The organism is Sphaerisporangium flaviroseum (genome assembly GCF_039537005.1).
GTDB lineage: Bacteria > Actinomycetota > Actinomycetes > Streptosporangiales > Streptosporangiaceae > Sphaerisporangium > Sphaerisporangium flaviroseum.
Genome location: NZ_BAAAZR010000003.1, coordinates 1 through 17,064, shown reverse-complemented (window position 1 = coordinate 17,064; position 17,064 = coordinate 1). Strand labels below are relative to the sequence as shown.

The 17,064-nt window shown below is 68.8% G+C and carries 16 protein-coding genes and 1 pseudogene; 10 read left to right on the top strand and 7 right to left on the bottom strand.

What is annotated here, in order from left to right:
- Positions 1 to 273: hypothetical protein (locus ABD810_RS11055; protein WP_344937624.1), on the top strand; the 273-nt coding region annotated here is incomplete at its 5' end.
- Positions 270 to 1,592 (top strand): MFS transporter, encoded by a 1,323-nt coding sequence (locus ABD810_RS11050; RefSeq protein WP_344937622.1) that lies wholly within the window; start codon positions 270 to 272, stop codon positions 1,590 to 1,592. The genes ABD810_RS11055 and ABD810_RS11050, both read left to right, overlap by 4 nt.
- Here the strand turns inward: ABD810_RS11050 and ABD810_RS11045 are convergent.
- Together ABD810_RS11045 and ABD810_RS11040 are read right to left on the bottom strand one after the other, a co-directional pair.
- Positions 1,559 to 2,506 carry a C40 family peptidase gene (locus ABD810_RS11045; RefSeq protein ID WP_344937620.1) on the bottom strand — a complete coding sequence of 316 codons (948 nt, stop codon included), beginning with the start codon at positions 2,504 to 2,506 and terminating at the stop codon, positions 1,559 to 1,561. The two genes, ABD810_RS11050 and ABD810_RS11045, sit on opposite strands and share 34 nt — an antisense overlap.
- Before the next feature lie 236 nt (positions 2,507 to 2,742).
- A complete protein-coding gene (locus tag ABD810_RS11040) occupies positions 2,743 to 4,065 on the bottom strand; it encodes an NYN domain-containing protein (RefSeq protein ID WP_344937618.1) in 1,323 nt (440 codons plus the stop codon).
- Positions 4,066 to 4,288: 223 nt separating this feature from the next.
- Here ABD810_RS11040 and ABD810_RS11035 point away from each other — a divergent pair, with 223 nt between their 5' ends.
- Positions 4,289 to 5,419 carry a phosphotransferase family protein gene (locus ABD810_RS11035; protein WP_344937616.1) on the top strand — a complete coding sequence of 377 codons (1,131 nt, stop codon included), beginning with the start codon at positions 4,289 to 4,291 and terminating at the stop codon, positions 5,417 to 5,419.
- 53 nt (positions 5,420 to 5,472) lie between these two features.
- Here the strand turns inward: ABD810_RS11035 and ABD810_RS11030 are convergent, their stop codons facing one another.
- Positions 5,473 to 5,997, bottom strand: coding sequence for a hypothetical protein (locus ABD810_RS11030; RefSeq protein WP_344937614.1), 525 nt, complete (start codon positions 5,995 to 5,997; stop codon positions 5,473 to 5,475).
- A 208-nt stretch (positions 5,998 to 6,205) separates the two neighbouring features.
- On the opposite strand from ABD810_RS11030, the gene ABD810_RS11025 reads away from it, so the two are divergent.
- Both ABD810_RS11025 and ABD810_RS11020 read left to right on the top strand, forming a co-directional pair.
- On the top strand, positions 6,206 to 7,939 hold the full coding sequence (locus ABD810_RS11025) for a DEDD exonuclease domain-containing protein (RefSeq protein ID WP_425566887.1): 1,734 nt from the start codon (positions 6,206 to 6,208) through the stop codon (positions 7,937 to 7,939).
- 96 nt (positions 7,940 to 8,035) lie between these two features.
- Positions 8,036 to 8,257 (top strand): PIN domain-containing protein, encoded by a 222-nt coding sequence (locus ABD810_RS11020; protein ID WP_344937610.1) that lies wholly within the window; start codon positions 8,036 to 8,038, stop codon positions 8,255 to 8,257.
- Between the two features lie 149 nt (positions 8,258 to 8,406).
- On the opposite strand, the gene ABD810_RS11015 is transcribed toward ABD810_RS11020, so the two are convergent.
- Both ABD810_RS11015 and ABD810_RS11010 read right to left on the bottom strand, forming a co-directional pair.
- On the bottom strand, positions 8,407 to 8,613 hold the full coding sequence (locus tag ABD810_RS11015) for a DUF397 domain-containing protein (protein ID WP_344937608.1): 207 nt from the start codon (positions 8,611 to 8,613) through the stop codon (positions 8,407 to 8,409).
- On the bottom strand, positions 8,603 to 9,427 hold the full coding sequence (locus ABD810_RS11010) for a helix-turn-helix domain-containing protein (protein ID WP_344937606.1): 825 nt from the start codon (positions 9,425 to 9,427) through the stop codon (positions 8,603 to 8,605). Before ABD810_RS11010 ends, ABD810_RS11015 begins: the two co-directional genes overlap by 11 nt.
- 175 nt (positions 9,428 to 9,602) lie before the next feature.
- Here ABD810_RS11010 and ABD810_RS11005 point away from each other — a divergent pair, with 175 nt between their 5' ends.
- Positions 9,603 to 10,070, top strand: coding sequence for an ATP-binding protein (locus ABD810_RS11005; RefSeq protein ID WP_344937604.1), 468 nt, complete (start codon positions 9,603 to 9,605; stop codon positions 10,068 to 10,070).
- Between the two features lie 253 nt (positions 10,071 to 10,323).
- Here the strand turns inward: ABD810_RS11005 and ABD810_RS11000 are convergent.
- A pseudogene (locus ABD810_RS11000) lies at positions 10,324 to 10,510 on the bottom strand (IS5/IS1182 family transposase); the annotation flags it as partial.
- 169 nt (positions 10,511 to 10,679) lie between these two features.
- On the opposite strand from ABD810_RS11000, the gene ABD810_RS10995 reads away from it, so the two are divergent.
- Together ABD810_RS10995 and ABD810_RS10990 are read left to right on the top strand one after the other, a co-directional pair.
- Positions 10,680 to 11,363, top strand: a complete 684-nt coding sequence (locus tag ABD810_RS10995; RefSeq protein WP_344937602.1) for a haloacid dehalogenase-like hydrolase — start codon at positions 10,680 to 10,682, stop codon at positions 11,361 to 11,363.
- A 436-nt stretch (positions 11,364 to 11,799) separates the two neighbouring features.
- Positions 11,800 to 12,087 (top strand): Lrp/AsnC family transcriptional regulator, encoded by a 288-nt coding sequence (locus ABD810_RS10990; protein WP_344937600.1) that lies wholly within the window; start codon positions 11,800 to 11,802, stop codon positions 12,085 to 12,087.
- A gap of 180 nt (positions 12,088 to 12,267) precedes the next feature.
- On the opposite strand, the gene ABD810_RS10985 is transcribed toward ABD810_RS10990, so the two are convergent.
- Positions 12,268 to 14,151 (bottom strand): adenylyl cyclase, encoded by a 1,884-nt coding sequence (locus tag ABD810_RS10985; protein WP_344937598.1) that lies wholly within the window; start codon positions 14,149 to 14,151, stop codon positions 12,268 to 12,270.
- Between the two features lie 1,210 nt (positions 14,152 to 15,361).
- Here ABD810_RS10985 and ABD810_RS10980 point away from each other — a divergent pair.
- Positions 15,362 to 15,937, top strand: coding sequence for an IS607 family transposase (locus tag ABD810_RS10980; RefSeq protein WP_344937897.1), 576 nt, complete (start codon positions 15,362 to 15,364; stop codon positions 15,935 to 15,937).
- Positions 15,930 to 17,064, top strand: a 1,135-nt coding sequence (locus ABD810_RS10975) for an IS200/IS605 family accessory protein TnpB-related protein (RefSeq protein WP_344937596.1), incomplete at its 3' end; no start/stop codon positions are given. The genes ABD810_RS10980 and ABD810_RS10975, both read left to right, overlap by 8 nt.

The window sequence follows — 17,064 nt, the reverse complement described above, 5'->3', positions numbered from 1 at the left end:
GCGGTCGCCGGCGCGGCCGAGTCGCTCAACCTCGACCACCACGTCAATCTGGTGCGAGCCTGGTACGCCGCCGGGGAGGACGAGCGCGCGGCGTGGCAGAACGCCCCGTTCTCCACCGACAAGTGGCTGCGGCTGACCCCGGCCGAGCTCGCTGACCTGGAGCGGCAGATCATCGATGTCCTCGACCGCTGGGCCGCCCGCCAGGTGCCCGACGACGGGGAGCAGCGCGACCCGGTCTTCGTCTTCGCCTTCGGCGTTCCGGGGCGGCCATGAACGCCACCGTCACCGCGCCCGCGGGCCCGGGCGCCGTCCGCGCCCGGCGGGGCGGCCTGCTGCGCGATCGCGACTTCCGGCTGCTGTGGATCGGCGAGACCACCAGCGGCTTCGGAAGCACCCTCACCAGCGTGGCGCTGCCCCTGGTGGCGATCTCGACACTGCACGCGAGCACCCTGGTCGTGGCCCTGCTGACGGCGGCCACCTGGCTGCCCTGGATGATCATCGGCCTGCCCGCCGGCGCCTGGGTCGACCGCCTCCCCCGGCGGCCGGTGATGCTCGTCTGCGACGCCGCGTCGTTGCTCCTTTTCGTCAGCGTTCCGGCCGCCGCCTGGTGGGGTGTGCTGACCATCGGACAGCTGCTGGCCGTCGCCCTGCTCGCCGGCACGGCCAAGGTGTTCTTCCAGACCGCCTACCAGGTGTACCTGCCCGCCGTCGTCCGCGACGCCGACCTGCCGGAGGGGAACGCGAAACTCCAGGGCGGCGAGTCCGCCGCCCAGGTCGTGGGCCCCGGCGTGGGCGGCCTCATCGCACAGGTATTCGGAGCCGTCACCGGCCTGCTGGCCGACGCGGTCACCTTCCTGGTCTCAGGCCTTTGCCTGCTCGCCATGCGGACCAGAGAGGCGCCCCCCGCGCCGCCGGAGAACAGGACCACGCTGCGACGCGAGATCGGCGAGGGCATGCGCTTCGTCGCCCGCGATCCCTACCTTCGGGTGCTCACGGTCTTCGGCGCGGTCAGCAACCTCACCCTGGTCGGCTACCAGGCCATCCTCATCGTCTTCCTCGTACGGGAGGTCGGCCTGGGCGCGGGCGTGGTCGGCGGCCTCATCGCCGCCACGAGCCTGGGGGGCGTCATCGGGGCCGCCGGCGCCACCCGGCTCGTCCGGCGCCTCGGCAGCGCACGTGCCCTGCTTGCCTGCGAGATGATCGGCGCCCCGTTCGCCCTGCTCATCCCGCTGACGACCCCCGGTGCCGGCCTGGCGTTCATGGTGGTGGGGAGCCTGGCCGTCGTCGCGGGCGTGGTCACGGGAAACGTCATCAAGTCGAGCTTCCGCCAGACCTACTGCCCGCGTCACCTGATGGGACGTGTCTCGGTCAGCATGCAGTTCGTCAACTACGGCACCATCCCGCTCGGCGCCCTGCTCGGCGGGGCGCTCGGCGCCTCGATCGGCATCCGCCCGACGATGTGGATCATGACGGCGGGCGTGGCGCTGTCAGGACTGGTCCTGCTGGCCGGACCGCTCCGGCGGCGCCGGGACTTCCCGGCCTCGCCCGAGGGCCACGCTCAGGGACGTACGGCCCCCATGATGCTCCGGTAGGCCGTGAGGGAGACGACCTTCACGACGTCGCCCGTCTGGGGCGCGTGGACCATCTTGCCGCCTCCGGCGTAGATGCCGACGTGGCCGAGGCCGGAGGCGAACAGCAGATCGCCCGGCTGCAGCGCGTTCAGCGAGACCCTCCGGGACGCTCCCCAGTTGTACTGCTGGGCGGCGGTCCGGGGCAGGCTGACACCGGCGGCCCGCCAGGCCGCCTGGGTGAGTCCTGAGCAGTCGTAGGCGGCCGGCCCGGTTCCTCCGTAGCGGTAGGGCTTGCCCACCTGGGCGTAGGCGAACTGCAGCGCCGTGCGCGCGTTGCCGGAGGCCGACCCGTTGTACTTGATGCCGGCGCTGTTGGGGTTGCCCGGATTGTAGGCGTTGAGCCGGCGGAGCAGGCTCTCCTGCTCGCCTACCAGCTTCTCGACGTCCTTCTTCTGCTTGCGGAGATCGTCGAGGAGCTTCACGGCCTTGTCGTAGGCCGCCTTGGACTCGTCGCGGTGACCCTTGAGCGAGCGCGTGGCGTCCTCGAACTCCGCCAGGGTCCGCGCCTGCCCGGCCGACATCTGGTCCACCGAGGCGAGCCCGCTCAGCAGGGACTCCGGGTCTCTCTGTGTCATGAGGTTGGGCCAGGTCAGCAGGTCACCCGACTGGTAGGTGCTGACCGCCACCGACACCAGGCCGGCACGAAGCTGGTCGATGTTCTCCATCTGCTTCTTGAGCCGGCCGTTGAGGGCGTTGTACTCCTTGCGGGCCTTCTTCCAGTGCTCGCCGGCGAGGTTGTAACGATCGACCACCTTGTCGGCCTGATCGTTCAGCTTGGCGAGCCGCGCCTTGGTCTGAGCGACCGTCGGCTTCGGTTTCGCCTCCGCCCCGCCCACCTGCGTCAGGACGACGACGGCGACGAGCCCGGCGATCACCGGTATCCGTCCGACTCCCTGGATGCCACGCACGGCCACTGGGACGTCAGCCCCCTCAAGTGAGACAAGTGAGACAACCTGGGCGGTGATCCTACAGAAAGGACACAGGTAACGGCATCTTTTCCCCGTGATTCGGTCTAGATCTGACAAGCCCGGTTAGCCGGTCCGTCCCCGACCTCGGACGCGGGCAGGAAACGCCGCCCGCCGAGGCGACGCGGGGGGGGTGTACGAGGCGCTCAGGCGCGGCCGAGGCGACGCAGCAGAAGGGTGGCCGGGACGGGCCGGGCGCCCATACGGCGCACCGAATCGGCGACCTCGCGATCGGAGGATACGACCGCGACCGCGCGGCCCGGAGGCTCCGCGCGGACGAGCTGACGGATGAGGTCGTCGGCGATCTCCCCCGGCGCGCTGAACAGCACGCGCACCCCGCGCGGCGCGGACACCTGCACCGGGCCGTTCAGCTCCGCGCCGTCGAAGGCGCACGTGACCTCGACCCTGGTCTGCACGGCCAGCCCGCCGAGGCCGGTGAGCAGGCGCGAGCGCTGGTCGATGAGCGTCAGCGAGGGATATCCGGTCTTGGTGACGTTGTAGCCGTCCACGATGAGGTGGAGGTGCGGGATGGCCAGGAGCTGGTCGAGCAGGACCGGGTCGTCGTCGGCGAGCGCGCGGGCGGGCACGGCGCGCACCGAGGGCCGTCCGGGGCTCACGGCGCTCACCGAGTCGGCGGGCTTGCTGATCGCGACGGGAAGGGCGAGCTCGCTGCGCAGCCCGGCCGCGGCGTCCTGCAAGGTGTCGAGGAGCACGCGGACGCGGGCCTCCTCGATGCTGCGCCCCTCGCGCGCGGCGCGACGGCTGGCCTCAAGCTGCCGCTCGGCGTCGGTCACCCGCTCGCGCAGCTTGCGCAGCTCGCTGTCGGTGGAGCTGGTGGCCGAGGTGACGGCGGCCCTCGCCTCCTGCTCCAGGACCCGCAGCTCGGCCGCGCGCTCCTCGGCCGCCTTCCCCCGCTCCCGGGCGTCGTGCAGCCTGCGCCGCAGGTCGGCGACCTCGGCGCGGGACGCCTTGAGCTGCTCGCGCAGCCGGTCGGCCTCCTCCTTGGCGGCCAGCTTCTGCGCGGCGAGCTGTTCACGCAGCCGTACGACGGTCTGCTCCTGGGCGCTGCCCTCGGCCGCCGCCGCGGCCTGCTCCAGGTCGGCGCGTGCGGTCTCGACCAGCTCGGGCCAGCCCGGAGGCCGGGTCAGGTAGGCGGCCGCGGCCACCAGGACGGGCTCCGCCGCGGGCGGGACGTTGCCCTCCTCCAGGCTGGCGACCAGCTCCGGCCAGGCCTCCTGGAGCGCCTCGGCGACGATCTCGCGGAACTCCTTGTCGGTCTCCAGCTGCGCGGCGATCGGCGCGCTGCCCAGCCGGGCGCGCTTGCGCGGTTCGAACTTCGCGATGCCCTTCAGCGGGGGCGGGATCGTGGCGGCCTGCATCGTGCCGAGCACCTGTGCGGCGAGCTCGACTACATGTAAGCGGACCTGCTCGGGCAGCGGGCGAGACAGGCCTTCTCCGGCTGAACTCATCCGTCTTCCCCTAGCTGACTGGCCATTCAAAACCGTCTATCCGACAAGGGTACGGCTGGCGCGTTCGTGGTCAGCGCGCATCCGACCGGGTTCTCCTCCCCCACCAGCCCCTGATGACACGCGGCCGGCCCCTTGAATACCGGTTAACGGCGGGCGAACGGCGTATGGACAAGCGCTTGGTGATCGGTATACGACTGTGCCACCACCGATGAGGGAGACAACGATGTCCAGGCTGGACGATCAGCGTGCGGAGGCCGCGGAAATCCGGACGTCGACCCGTGACCTGGGTGAACTCCGAGATCGGGTGCAGGCGTGGCTCGCGGGCCGCCTCGATGGGCCCTCTGGGGTGTCGGTGTCCGAGCTGTCCCGGCCCTCCGGCAACGGCCTGTCCAGCGAGACGGTGTTCTTCACCGCTTCCTGGGCCGACGGGACCGGCCCGCAGGAGCTCAAGTGCGTCGCCAGGATGGCCCCGGCCGCCGAGGCGGTGCCGGTCTTCCCCGAGTACGACCTCGGCAAGCAGTTCGAGGTGATGCGGTTCGCGCGGCGGGCCGGGGTCCCCGCTCCCCGCACCCTGTGGTTCGAGCCCGACCCGGCGGCCCTCGGCTCACCGTTCTTCGTGATGGAGCAGGAGACCGGCGACGTCCCGCCCGACCTCGTGCCCTACACCTTCGAGGGCTGGCTGCTCGACGCCTCCCCCGCCGACCGCGAGCGCCTGCAGAGGCACTCCGTGGACATCCTCGCCCGGCTGCACAACGCACCCGTCCAGCCCGAGGACCTCGCCTTCCTCCGGTCGGGCCACTCGGGCGAGTCGGCGCTGCGCCGGCACGTCAACGAGCAGAGGGCCTACTACGAGTGGGCCCACGGGTCCCTGCGGATCCCGCTTCTGGAGGACGCGTTCGCCTGGCTGGACGACCACTGGCCCGCCGACCCCGGGCAGGATGTGATCAGCTGGGGCGACGCGCGCATCGGCAACGTGATGTACCGCGACTTCACGCCGGTCGCGGTGCTCGACTGGGAGATGGCCGGGGTCGGTCCACGCGAGATCGACATCGCCTGGATGATCTTCCTGCACCGGTTCTTCCAGGACGTCACCATGATCATGGGGCTCCCGGGCCTGCCCGGCTTCATGACCCGCGAGGACGTCTGCGCGCAGTATCACGCCTTGTCGGGCCATGAGCCCCGGAACATGGAGTTCTTCGAGACCTACGCCGCCCTGCGGCACGGGATCATCATGGCCCGCGTCTGGCACCGGCGGATCCACTTCGGCGAGCAGCCGATGCCGGAAGATCCGAACGACCTGGTGATGCACCGCGCGGCCCTTGAGAGCATGCTCGACGGCCGCTACTGGGACTGAGCCGAGGCCCGCCCCGGTCCCGCAGCGGAGGCCGCGGGACCGGGGCGCGCCCGTCAGCGCAGGGAGATGATCGTCTTGGACTTGGCGATCAGGTCCTCACGGGAGATCTGCCGCACGTAGTCCCGCGTGCTCAGGCCGGACTCGAACCCGATCGCCCTCGCGTAGTGGTTGATGTAGTACTTGCCCGCGTACTTGTACTTGACCGAGATCTGCAGGCGCATGGAGATGGTGTTCGCGCCCTTGAGCTTGACGACGCAGTAGGCGCGCGAGGCGTAGTACCCGCACTTGGAGTGCGGCGGCTTGGCCAGGAAGCGGACCTTGGACACCGTGTTCTTCGGCAGGAACGCGGCCAGCACCACCCCGTCGGCCTCGATCCGCCGCAGGCGGGTGGCCTTGTAGCTGAACGTCGCGGAGCCGCCGCGCCGCATCCTGGTGGGATACAACACGCGGACGTACGCCTTCGGCCGGGCGGCGGTGGAGCCGGCCTCGACCGTGGCCTGCCCGCTGGGGGCGGCCGCCTGTGCGGGCGCCGAGGACCAGAGAAGTGATCCCGCTGCCAGGGCCAGAGTTGTGATCAATGCTGATGACCTGCGCATACGCGCCTCCCCGTGAATATTCGCTCGAACCATGTGTCTGCCGATGAACGGGCCCATCCGTCGCATCCCACGGCATGCCACAGCGCGCCCGACACCAGCCGTATAACGACCAAGAACGGGCGGGGTTGCGATCACATGCCGAACGGATCTGGGGACGGGGGTGGAACTGTCGGTCCGTACTCGTATGGTCATGGGCGTGGAGATCGGGGTTCAAGGGACGCTCGACGAGCTGGGCACGCCGCTCGATCAGGTGACCTTCGTCGTGTTCGACCTGGAGACGACCGGCGGGTCACACGCGGAGCACGCCATCACCGAGATCGGCGCGGTCAAGGTGCGCGGCGGCGAGGTGCTCGGCGAGTTCGCCACCCTCGTCGACCCCGGGCGTCCCATCCCGCCGTTCATCACGGTCCTGACCGGCATCACCGACGTGATGGTCACCGCCGCCCCGCGGATCGAGCAGGTCCTGCCCTCCTTCCTCGAGTTCGTCCGCGGCGCCACGCTGGTCGCCCACAACGCCCCCTTCGACGTCGGCTTCATCAAGGCCGGCTGCCAGGCACACGGCTACCCGCTCCCCACCAACCCCGTCGTCGACACCGCCGACCTCGCCCGCCGCGTCCTCACGCGCGACGAGGTGCCCAACTGCAAGCTCTCGACGCTGGCCAGGGTGTTCAGGAGCACCACCGAGCCGTGCCACCGGGCGCTCGCCGACGCCAAGGCCACCGTCGACGTGCTCCACGCGCTGATCGAGCGGGTCGGGGCGTATGGAGTGCAGACCCTGGAGGAGCTCAAGGGCTTCGTGCGGGCGCCCACACCGGAGCAGAAGCGCAAGCGCCACCTGGCCGCGAGCGTCCCGAGCGCCCCGGGGGTCTACGTCTTCGAGGACGAGTGCGGCGAGTCGCTGTACGTCGGTAAGAGCGGCGACCTGCGCCAGCGGGTGAAGTCGTACTTCACCGCCAGCGAGACGCGCCCGCGCATCCGCGAGATGGTCGGCATCGCCGAGCGCGTCCGCACCATCGTGTGCGCCACCGGCCTGGAGGCGGAGGTCAGGGAGCTGCGGCTGATCGGCTCCACCAAGCCGCGGTACAACCGCCGCTCCCGCTTCCCCGAGAAGGTCGTCTGGCTCAAGCTGACCGACGAGCCGTTTCCCCGGCTGTCCATCGTCCGCGAGGTCAAGGCCGACCGCGCCACCTACCTCGGCCCGTTCACCTCCGCGCGGGGCGCTGAGGAGGCCAGGGCGGCGCTGCATGAGGCCCTGCCTCTCCGGCAGTGCACCGAGCGCATCACCGCGCGCACCCGGCGGCCCGCCTGCGCGCTGGCCGAGATGGGCCGTTGCGGGGCGCCCTGCGAGGGCCGCCAGAGCGTCGACGACTACCGCCGTCACGTCGAGGACGCCCAGGCCGCCATGGAGCGCGACCCAGGCCCGGTGTTCTCCGCGATCGAAGCCCGTATGGAGCGGCTCGCGGCCGAGCAACGCTACGAGGAGGCCGCCGTCGACCGCGACCGGCTTGCCGTCTACGTGCGCACGGCGGCGCGGATGCAGCGGCTTCGATCGCTCACCGGCATCCCGCAGATGATCGCGGCCAGCCCGGCGTTCGACGGCGGGTGGGACATCCACGTCGTCCGGCACGGCAGGCTCGCCGCGGCGGGCGTGATGCCGAAGGGGGCCCACCCGACTCCGTATGTCGACGCCCTGGAGGCGACCGCGGAGACGGTGGTCCCCGGGCCCGGGCCCCTTCCGGCCGCCGGGGCCGAGGAGACCGAGTGCATCCTGCGCTGGCTCGACTCCCCCGGCGTCCGGCTGGTCCGGGTCGACGGCACGTGGAGCCTCCCGGCCCGGGGCGCCGGCCGTCTCAAGGAGCGCATCGACCTGGCCTACAAGGGCATCCAAGCCCACAACCCCCGCGAGGGCAGACCGCTCCGCTGACACGGGGAGGGCTGCCGATCCCGGCCGGCAACGACGCTGAACATCGGGAAGCAGTGACGCGGCGAACCCACAAGAGTACGGTGAGCGATCGCCACGATGCGATACGAGGTGCCTGAGGTTTCACCGCATCTGCGTACCGCGCGTGCTCTCATGGCCCGCTACGTGAAGATGAACATCGGGCTCACCGACGCGATGAACTGTGCCCTTGCCGCGGAATTTCGTACCGACGCGATCTTCACCCTCGACCGCAGACATTTCCGTGCTGTTCGTCCCATCACCAGCCACGAGTCCTTCCGGCTACTGCCCGACGACTGCTGAAACGGGCGACGCGGGAATCGAAACGGGCAGCACGGCAACGCGTCCTGCGAGTGTCCCCGACCTGACGGAGACACTCGATCCCGGCGCGTGGCCAAGGCCAGGCGAGTGAGCGGAGCTCAGTCGGCCAGGGCGAGGCGAGTGACTGGGGCTCAGTCGGCCAGGGCGCCGGTCTTGAGCGCGCCCACGAATGCGGACCACGTGCCGGGCGCGAACGTGAGTGCCGGGCCGGTCGGGTTCTTGCTGTCACGCACCGCGACGACGCCGGACCGATTCGAGGCGACCTCAACGCAGTTGCCACCTTCGTCACCGCTGTAGCTGCTCTTGCGCCACTGTGCGCAGGGAAGATCAGGAGCCATTTTGGTGCATCACTTCCTCTATGAGCCTTAAGGACTGCTTGAACGGCACGGCCTCGGATCGGATGGCGTCATACCGCCGGACCAGCCTGGCGATGGTCGCCTGATCGTCCACGGTACGACCGTAAGGTTGCGCTTCCGCGTAAGCAGCGTAGGCCGATCCGTTCCGTTCGGCGATGATGAATCCGCCTACCAGCCCGCAGTGGACCTCGGTCGTGGAGGGCACGATCTGGATGGTCACCTGGGGATGCTGAGCGATCTCCAGCAGGAACCTCAACTGCTCACCCATGACGACCGCGCCGCCGACGTTCCGGCGTATCACGGCCTCGTCCATGACGACGCCGAGGGCGGGCGGCCGGGCGCGGTTGAGCATGGCGCGGCGCTGCATACGTCCCGCGAGACGTTCCTCCACCTGGTCGCCGGTGATGCCCGGTGAGGCTCCGAGGATCTGGCGCGCGTACCCCTCGGTCTGGAGCAGGCCGGGAACGATCGTCGGCTCCCAGCACCGCAGGTCGGTGGCTTCCTGTTCCTCATCGAGCCATGGCCGGAAGTGCTCCGGCGCCTGCCGCCATGTCGTGGCGGTGTACAGCCTGGCCATGGTGCCGTCGAGGCCCAGGGCCCGGTCGCACAGCTCGGCGAAGCGTTCGGACGGGCGGCGCTTGGCCAGCTCCACGAGGTTGACCATGGAGTCCGAGAATCCGATGCGCTCGGCGAGCTGCCTTTGCGTCAGGCACGCCAGGCGCCGATGGCGGCGCAACTCGAAGGCGAAGATGGCACGGGGTGAATCGTGGGGGTCTATTTCTTCGTGGGGGGACAAACCTCACCTGCCTGCCTAAAATCGGGCGTTTCAAATGACCGACCGACCTGCTGACCATAACTGTAGGCATAAGGTCGACCGATTCCGCCACCGATCGTAGTCGTCAGGCGACACCCTGATAAGGCGAAGTTTTCAAGACGCGCGGCATTTTCCGCCGAAACGAAAAGGCAGGGGCATGACGACAGGAAGCCTGCTCGGGGTCCTCGACCTGATCGGTTCTCCCGAGTCGGTCTCTCGTGCACGCGCGTATGTGAGGGAGAAGCTCGGCGACGAACACCCCGCGCTCGATGACGTGACGCTCCTTGTTTCCGAGGTGGTCACGAACGCCATCGTCCATTCGGATTCGAAGAATGGCGGGAACGTAATGCTCGCACTCGCCGACTGCCACGACTTCATACACGTCGACGTGGTGGACGCGGGAGGCGAGACGGCGCCTCGCCTGGGCGGCGACACGTCCGCCGAGAGCGGGCGCGGCCTGCTGCTCGTCCAGACGCTCTCCCACCGCTGGGACGTGCATGAGGACGACGCAGGTCGGACCGTATGGTTCGAGGTGAGGTACCAGAGGCGGAAATGCTCGGATGACGATTCATCCGCCGGGCGGCCCATCTCAATCGGCACCCGCCGTTCAGGTAACGCACCCTAAGCGGGGGCGGCGGCGCGGAGAGCACTCCTGTAAAAGTGCGGAGTCGTTCCCCCCGTCCACGCCGTCGCCCCATCAAAATGTCCATGGACCACAGGTAATCCAGCGAATGCCACGAATACCTGATGACGCGTACGCGCCTTCCGCCACAATCGACGGTTCAAGAATGAAGGCGAACGAGAGCCATGCCAACGCCCGGGGAGAGAATCCTGCCCGCCATGCCATGAAGGAACACATTTCATCTGGCTTCACGAGCCTAAAGGACGAGGATGGATTTGACGAGTTGACCTGCGCGCAGGGGGCAGCAGCGTAGTTTCCGCAGGATGTGCCAGCATTTCAGCAGGGCATCGGCGCGTTCGCCTGGGCCGCGGAGCTTCGGGTCAGCCCGAGTGGGCCCTCTTCTGCGATGCCGGCTTGTTCCGTCCTTTGTATGGCACCAGTACCGGCTTGCCCTACGCGCAGCGCCTGGTCCACGGTCGGTGATCGCTGGGCGCGTTTGAGAGGTGATCGTTCAGTCCCACCGAAGGCAAGGCGTCCCGCTGCTTTGACCCACATCCGAAGTATGATCGGTAAGCTGCCGATCAACCGGACAGGCGATCTGATGTGAGTGGGATGAGCAGCGGTGATTCCGGGCGGCCCGTCGCCGTCTTCGACCTCGATGACACTCTGGTACGCGGCGACTCCTTCGGCCGTTTCCTGCGCGTGCTGCTCCTCCGTGGCCCAGGTCGCGCGGCGGCCTCCCTGATGTCGGCGATGTTCCTGCTACCGCTGTTCTTCCTGCCTCCCACCAGACGTCTGGCCATCATGGGTTTCCTGTGGCTGGCCACGGTCGGTGTGCCGTCGTCCCGTTTCGCCGAACTGGCCGAGGAATTCGCCGCCGCGCACACTGCCAGGCCTCGCCATATCGCCGTGGCGTTGCAGCGGCTCCACGCCCATCTGGATGCCGGTGACCGGGTCGTCGTGGCCACCGCCTGCGCTGATCCCGTGGCCACTGCCGTATGCCGAGGGCTGGGCCTGGATGCGGTGGAGGTCGTCGCTGCGCAACTGCGGCGCGGCCGCCATTCCTTCCAAGCGGTTCGCGGCTGTCTTGGCGCCGAGAAGGTCCTCCGGTTGCAGGAGGCGGGTATCGCCATCCCGGTGGCCTACGCCTACACCGACAGCGCCACCGATCTCCCGTTGCTGCAGGCCGCCACGCATCGCTATCTGATCGATCCCACGCCGCGAGCCCTCCGACGTGTCGGTGATGAGCTGGGAACCGAGTTCACCGTCCTGAGAAGCCGTCCTGGGGAGGGGTAGGCCCGCAGGCATGACACGACAGCCCAGGCCCGCGCTGATGTGCTCGTGGTCTGAATCACTCAACCACGTGATACAACGGTCAACGCTCTTGTGGAATCGCCGGTGAGCGGTTGAGCCTCTTCCCCTCGCTGTCCCCAGGTCCGGTCTTTCGTCTTCCGGTTCGAACCGTGCGGGTGAAGTGCCACGCGCATCGATGGGGTCTTCCACTCCGGTCAGCGGGTGACGCAGGCCGTTCTGAGGCGCGGAGCCGATAGCCACGCGCGAGCTCGCGACCTGAGGAGGTTCCATAGGCGGCGCCCCTCCCGGCACCCCCGGCGACCCCGCCGTATGCCTTGGCTTCTAGTACCGGATGTGGCGAGGTGTACGAGGCGGTGGTGGGGTGGTGGGGCGGCGGCGCTAAAGTCGGGCCAGACCGTACTCAAGGGAGAGAGCGCGAATGATCACCGCGATCGTGCACATCAAGGCGGAGGTCGACCGGATTCCTGAAGTCGCCCAGACGCTCGCCGAGCTCGACGGAGTGAGCGAGGTCTACTCGATCACGGGTGACTATGACCTGGTGGCGATGGTCCGCGTGGACGCCTACGACGAGGTCGCAGAGGTGATCCCCGGACGCATCAACAAGGTCGCCGGCGTGCTCGCCACCGAGACCCACCTGGCCTTCCGCACCTACTCCAAGCACGACCTGGAGGCCGCCTTCAGCATCGGCTTCACCGAATCGGACTAAGGTCCCCACCACCCTCTGATGCCGAAGCCGGCCATTGATGGCCGAGCTCGTCCTGGCCCGCCGGCGGCATGCTGGTGGACCAAGCTCGGAGACTCCGGCTTCGCCGGCCGCGTGCCGGGTGGGCCGGGGCTCGAAGGCCCCGGCCCAACAGGACGGCGGTGGCGCCGTCGCAGTGCGGTTCTACGGGGCCGGGTACTCCGTGATGTACACCGGCGCACCGATTCTGGTCGTGTCGGCCGGGCCGCCCACGCCGTTGACGACGTGGTCGATCGTTCCGGCGCTGAGGTTGACCGTCATGATGTGGTGCAGCCTGACGCCCGGCGTCTCGGGAACCTCGAAGCCGTTCTCGGTGTGGATCGCCGGGTTGTTCTGGTTGAAGACGTACACGCCACCGCCGTAGAGGGTGTGCGTCTTCACCCGGTCGCCGACCTTGTAGCCGGCCCATCCCTCGACGCCGCCGTTCATCCAGTCGGCCTGGGTCGGCGGGTCGTACGGCAGCTCGTTCTGGTACAGGATGGTCGTGCCGTCATCGCCGTTCCAGACGGTGTTGTACCGCTGGAAGTGCTCGACGAACAGGCCGGTGGCCGTGACGTGGTCACCGTTGATGACGGCGCCGTTGCGGCCGATGTTGGTGTTCCAGCGCTGGGTGTCGGTGAAGCCCTCGGCGCCGTGGTCGGCACGCCACACCCAGGTGTGGTCGATGAGCACGTTGTCGCTGTTCACCTCAAGCGCGATGTCGGTCTTGCCGACGTGCGGTCCGCCGACGCGGAAGTACACGTCCGACAGCGTCGTCGGGTTGTCGGCCCGGCTCGGACGTCTGCCGTGATCGTCACCTCTGCCGTGGTCCTCCTTGCCGTGGTTCTTGCCCACCCGCAGCAGCACCGGCGATTTCTTCAGACCCGCGTCGACCGTGACGCCCGCGATGACGACCCCGGGGACGTCGGCGACGTCGAGCGGGGTCGAGCCGTCGACGGCGGTGAGCGTGGCGTGCCCGAGACCGAGGACGACCGTGTCGGGGCGCCTGACCTCGATGCTCCGCGCGATGTCGTACACGCCGGGCGTGAGCAGCAGGTGTTTGCCACGCGCGAGCTGGCTGTTGATGACCTTCACCGAGTCCGACGGCTTGGCGACGAAGAAGTCGGCGATCCGTAGCGTGCGGCCCGGCGTCATGCCGCCGGCCCAGGAGATGCCACGACTGTTCTTCTGAGCGGCGGGCACGCGGACGTTGTACATCCCCCGCCCGTCGACGAACAGGTACGGCTTCTCGCGGCTCACCGGAGTGGTGTCGAGCGTCGTATAGGGCGGGTCCGGGAAAGCGGCGTCGTCCGGAGCGCCGGCGACCCCCGAGAAGACCTGGTTCCACACGCCGTTGGACCACCCGGCGACCTCGCTGTTGCGGATCAGCCACTGCTGCTGCGATCCGTTGGTGACGGAGGGCAGCTTGGAGTCGGCGATGAAGCCGCCGCTGGCGTACTGCGGACCGGCGGTGCAGTAGTCCATCAGCGACAGGGTGGCCCCGCTGACGTTGAGGCGGCGCATGGACACGGCCTGGGACACGGCCCAGAAGTTCGCCGATGCCCTGCAACCGCTCTCACCGGCCACGTTGACGTTGATCGACAGGTTGGACAGGGTGCGCCAGAAGTTCACGAGCGCGAGGCAGTTGCTCGTGCCGCCGTTCTCCAGGCAGCGGTTGTAGACCTCGACCTTGCCGTTGATGACGACGTCGGTGGGCGAGGCGCCCAGGCCGGCGATCTCGATGTAGTAGCCGACCTTGATGCGGAGAGGGTTCTCCGCGGTGCCGTACGTTCCCGGCTTGAAGAGATAGGCGTAGCGCTTGGTTCCCATCTCGTTGTCGACCTGCGTGGCATGCACCGCGTCGAGGGTCGCCTGGATCTCGCCGACCGGCATGCTCGGATCGAAGATGGTGACGTTCGCCCCGAAGTCCCGGGTACCGGAGTCCGGCGAGGCGGCGGTGGCTGGTCCCGTCGTCATGACGGTGCTCGTCAGCACCAGGCCGAGCGCGAACGCCAGGCCGAGTCGCCGGCGGCCGGAGCGCCGCCTCACGGGATCTCCATTGCCAGGAGGCTGGGTCGTCATACGGTTCGTCCTTTCCGCGGGGGGTGCCGCGCTACGTGGACAGAAGACGTTGGCGGGCATCAGGACACACGGCCCGATGCGGGAGAGCGCTCTCTCCCGAACTTGCATCAAGCCATGGAAAATGGCGTTGGGATGTTTCTACCGTGTGAACCGGTCCCGCGCCATGCCGAGCGGCCCCTTGATTTCGCGTACGGGCGCCCAGCGTCGGCCATCGGCGAGCGGGCACTCATCCACACACCACCCGGCCACCGAAGGCGATCGACGCCCGCATTCCGCCGCGACCTGGCCATCGGCGAGCATCAACGGCCGGAATGATCGGCAAGAATGATCGGCGAGAATGGGCCCCGACTTGCCCACCCACCCCAGGTTGCCCACCGCACAACGGCGCCGGGTTCACCGCGTCACCTCCCACCGCGTCGGCGCCGCAACACACCACCCGGGTACCGCAAGTGATCCGCGTCCGCAGCCCGTCGGCCCGAGCCTCAGCGGGTATGAACCCTTGAATGGTTCGGCGAGGAAGCCATGGAGTGGTTCGGCCAGAATGGGCCCCGACTCGCCCACCCACCCCAGGTTGCCCGCCGCACAACGGCGCCGGGTTCACCGCGTCACCTCCCACCACGTCGGCGCCGCAACACACCACCCGGGCGCCGGAGGTGATCGACGCTGGCCTTCACCGCGGGCATCTTTGCGGGCCGAGCCGTGTCCTCGGCCGCGGCTCTGCGGGCCCGAGCGAGAACGACCTGCTGCACCGTCGTGTCACAAGTGCGGGCCGCGCTACCGCCTTATCCGTCCAGTCTCTGGCTCTGCAACTGGCCGGCGCCCTCACTGGCCTACTCATAGGCGTCCTACCGCCTGGCCCGATCCCCTGGCTGCTGGGAGGCACCGTACTGCTAATAGGAGCCTTCCTGTGGACCCACCGCAGCGAACCCACTTCTGCGACCACCACGGAAATGGCCCAGCACACCATGATCTCGCCATCTCGAAGCACGGACGCTCCGCCCCGCATCTGACTGACGGCTGCTCCACCCCACATCTAACTGAGGGACGCTCCACCCCACATCTGACTCAGCGACGCTCCGCCCCGCATCTGCCTGAGGGATCAGAGGGTCACGGAACTGCTGGCGTTTGAGCGTGCATAAGTGTGCATGATGTGGCTCTAGTTATGTATGATCTTCGTGTGAATCTGACGGAATGGGCACGTGTGCAGGGGATCAGCCCCCACACCGCATACCGCTGGTTCCGTCAGGGCACCCTGCCGGTCCCGGCCGTGCGGGTCGGCCCACGCACGATCCTGGTCAACATCGACGCCAACACCACCCCGGAAACTGTGGGCGGCCTTGGGCTGTACGCCCGTGTCTCCTGCCATGACCAGAAGGCGGATCTTGAGCGGCAGGTCGCCCGGCTGTCGGCGTGGGCGGCCAAGGCCGGGCACCGCGTGGTCGGCGTTGAATCCGAGATCGGCTCCGGGATGAACGGGGGCCGGTCGAAAGCACAGCGGTTGCTGGCCGATCCTGCCGTGACCACCATCGTGGTGGAGCACAAGGACCGGCTGGGCCGGATGAACGTGGAGCTGATCGAAGCCGCGCTGGCCGCGCATGGCCGGCGTCTGGTCGTGCTCGATGACGGCGAGATCGAAGACGACCTGGTGCGCGACATGGTCGAAGTCCTCACATCCTTCTGCGCCCGGCTGTACGGGCGCCGCAGCGCGGCAAACCGCGCACGCAAGGCGCTGGAGGCCGCCGAGCATGGCTGATCTGCGTCCCATCGCCCCGGCGTTCGTCGCGCTCGGCCCTTTGGGGGTTGCCATCCGCGACCGGCTTAAGGGCCTGACCGAGCAGGACGAGATGGTCCTGCGCGCGGTGGGCGCACATCTGGGATCGCTGGCGGGCACAGACCTCAGGGCGCGCTGCGCGGCCGGTAGCGATCACGACAGCGGCCGGTGGGCGGACCGCAAGCGCGCCCTGACCGAGCAGTCGTCCTCACGCTGGGCCGGTGCGATCACCAAGGCCACGCATGACCAGTGGGCGTTGTCCCGGCGCGGGCAGCTCTCCCACATCCAGAGCCTTCAAGCCGGTATCGGTGCGATCCGCCACCGGCTGTCGCTGCCGGTCGCAGAAAAGGGCACCAAGCGCGCCCCGGGTGGCTACCGCAGCAAGCAGGAGTGGTTCCGCAAGACGCGCCGCCTGCACATCCTCATGGGCCGGCTGGAGCGTGAGCGGGCCGACACAGACAACGGCGTGGTGCATGTGGTGCGCGGCGGCAAGCGGCTGGCCCGCACCCGGCACAACCTCGACGCTGCGAAGCTGACCGAGCAGCAGTGGCGGGAACGCTGGGAGGCCGAGCGTTGGTTCCTTGCCGCTGACGGCGAGTCGGGGAAGCGGTACGGCAACGAGACGATCCGCCTCACCCCCGACGGCGAGGTGTCGATCAAGCTGCCCGCGCCGCTGGCGCATCTGGCCAACGCCAAGCACGGCCGGTACGTCCTCACCGGCCAGGTGCGGTTCCCGCACCGAGGCACCGAATGGCGCGACCGCATCGAGACCAACCGCGCAGTCGCCTACCGCATCCACTATGACGTCGAGCGCGGGCGCTGGTACCTGACCGCCTCCTGGCAGATCCCTCCAGCCACGACCATCCCGCTCACGACCGCTCTCGCCCAGGGCGTGATCGGCGTGGACACCAACGCCGATCACCTGGCCGCCTGGCGGCTCGATGTGCACGGCAACCCCCTCGGGGAGCCGCGCCGCTTCCTCTACGAGCTGTCCGGGACCGCCGACTACCGCGACGCCCAAGTGCGGCACGCTCTGACGCGGCTGCTGACCTGGGCGCACACCTGCGGCGTGAAAGCCATCGCGATCGAGGACCTGAACTTCGACGCGG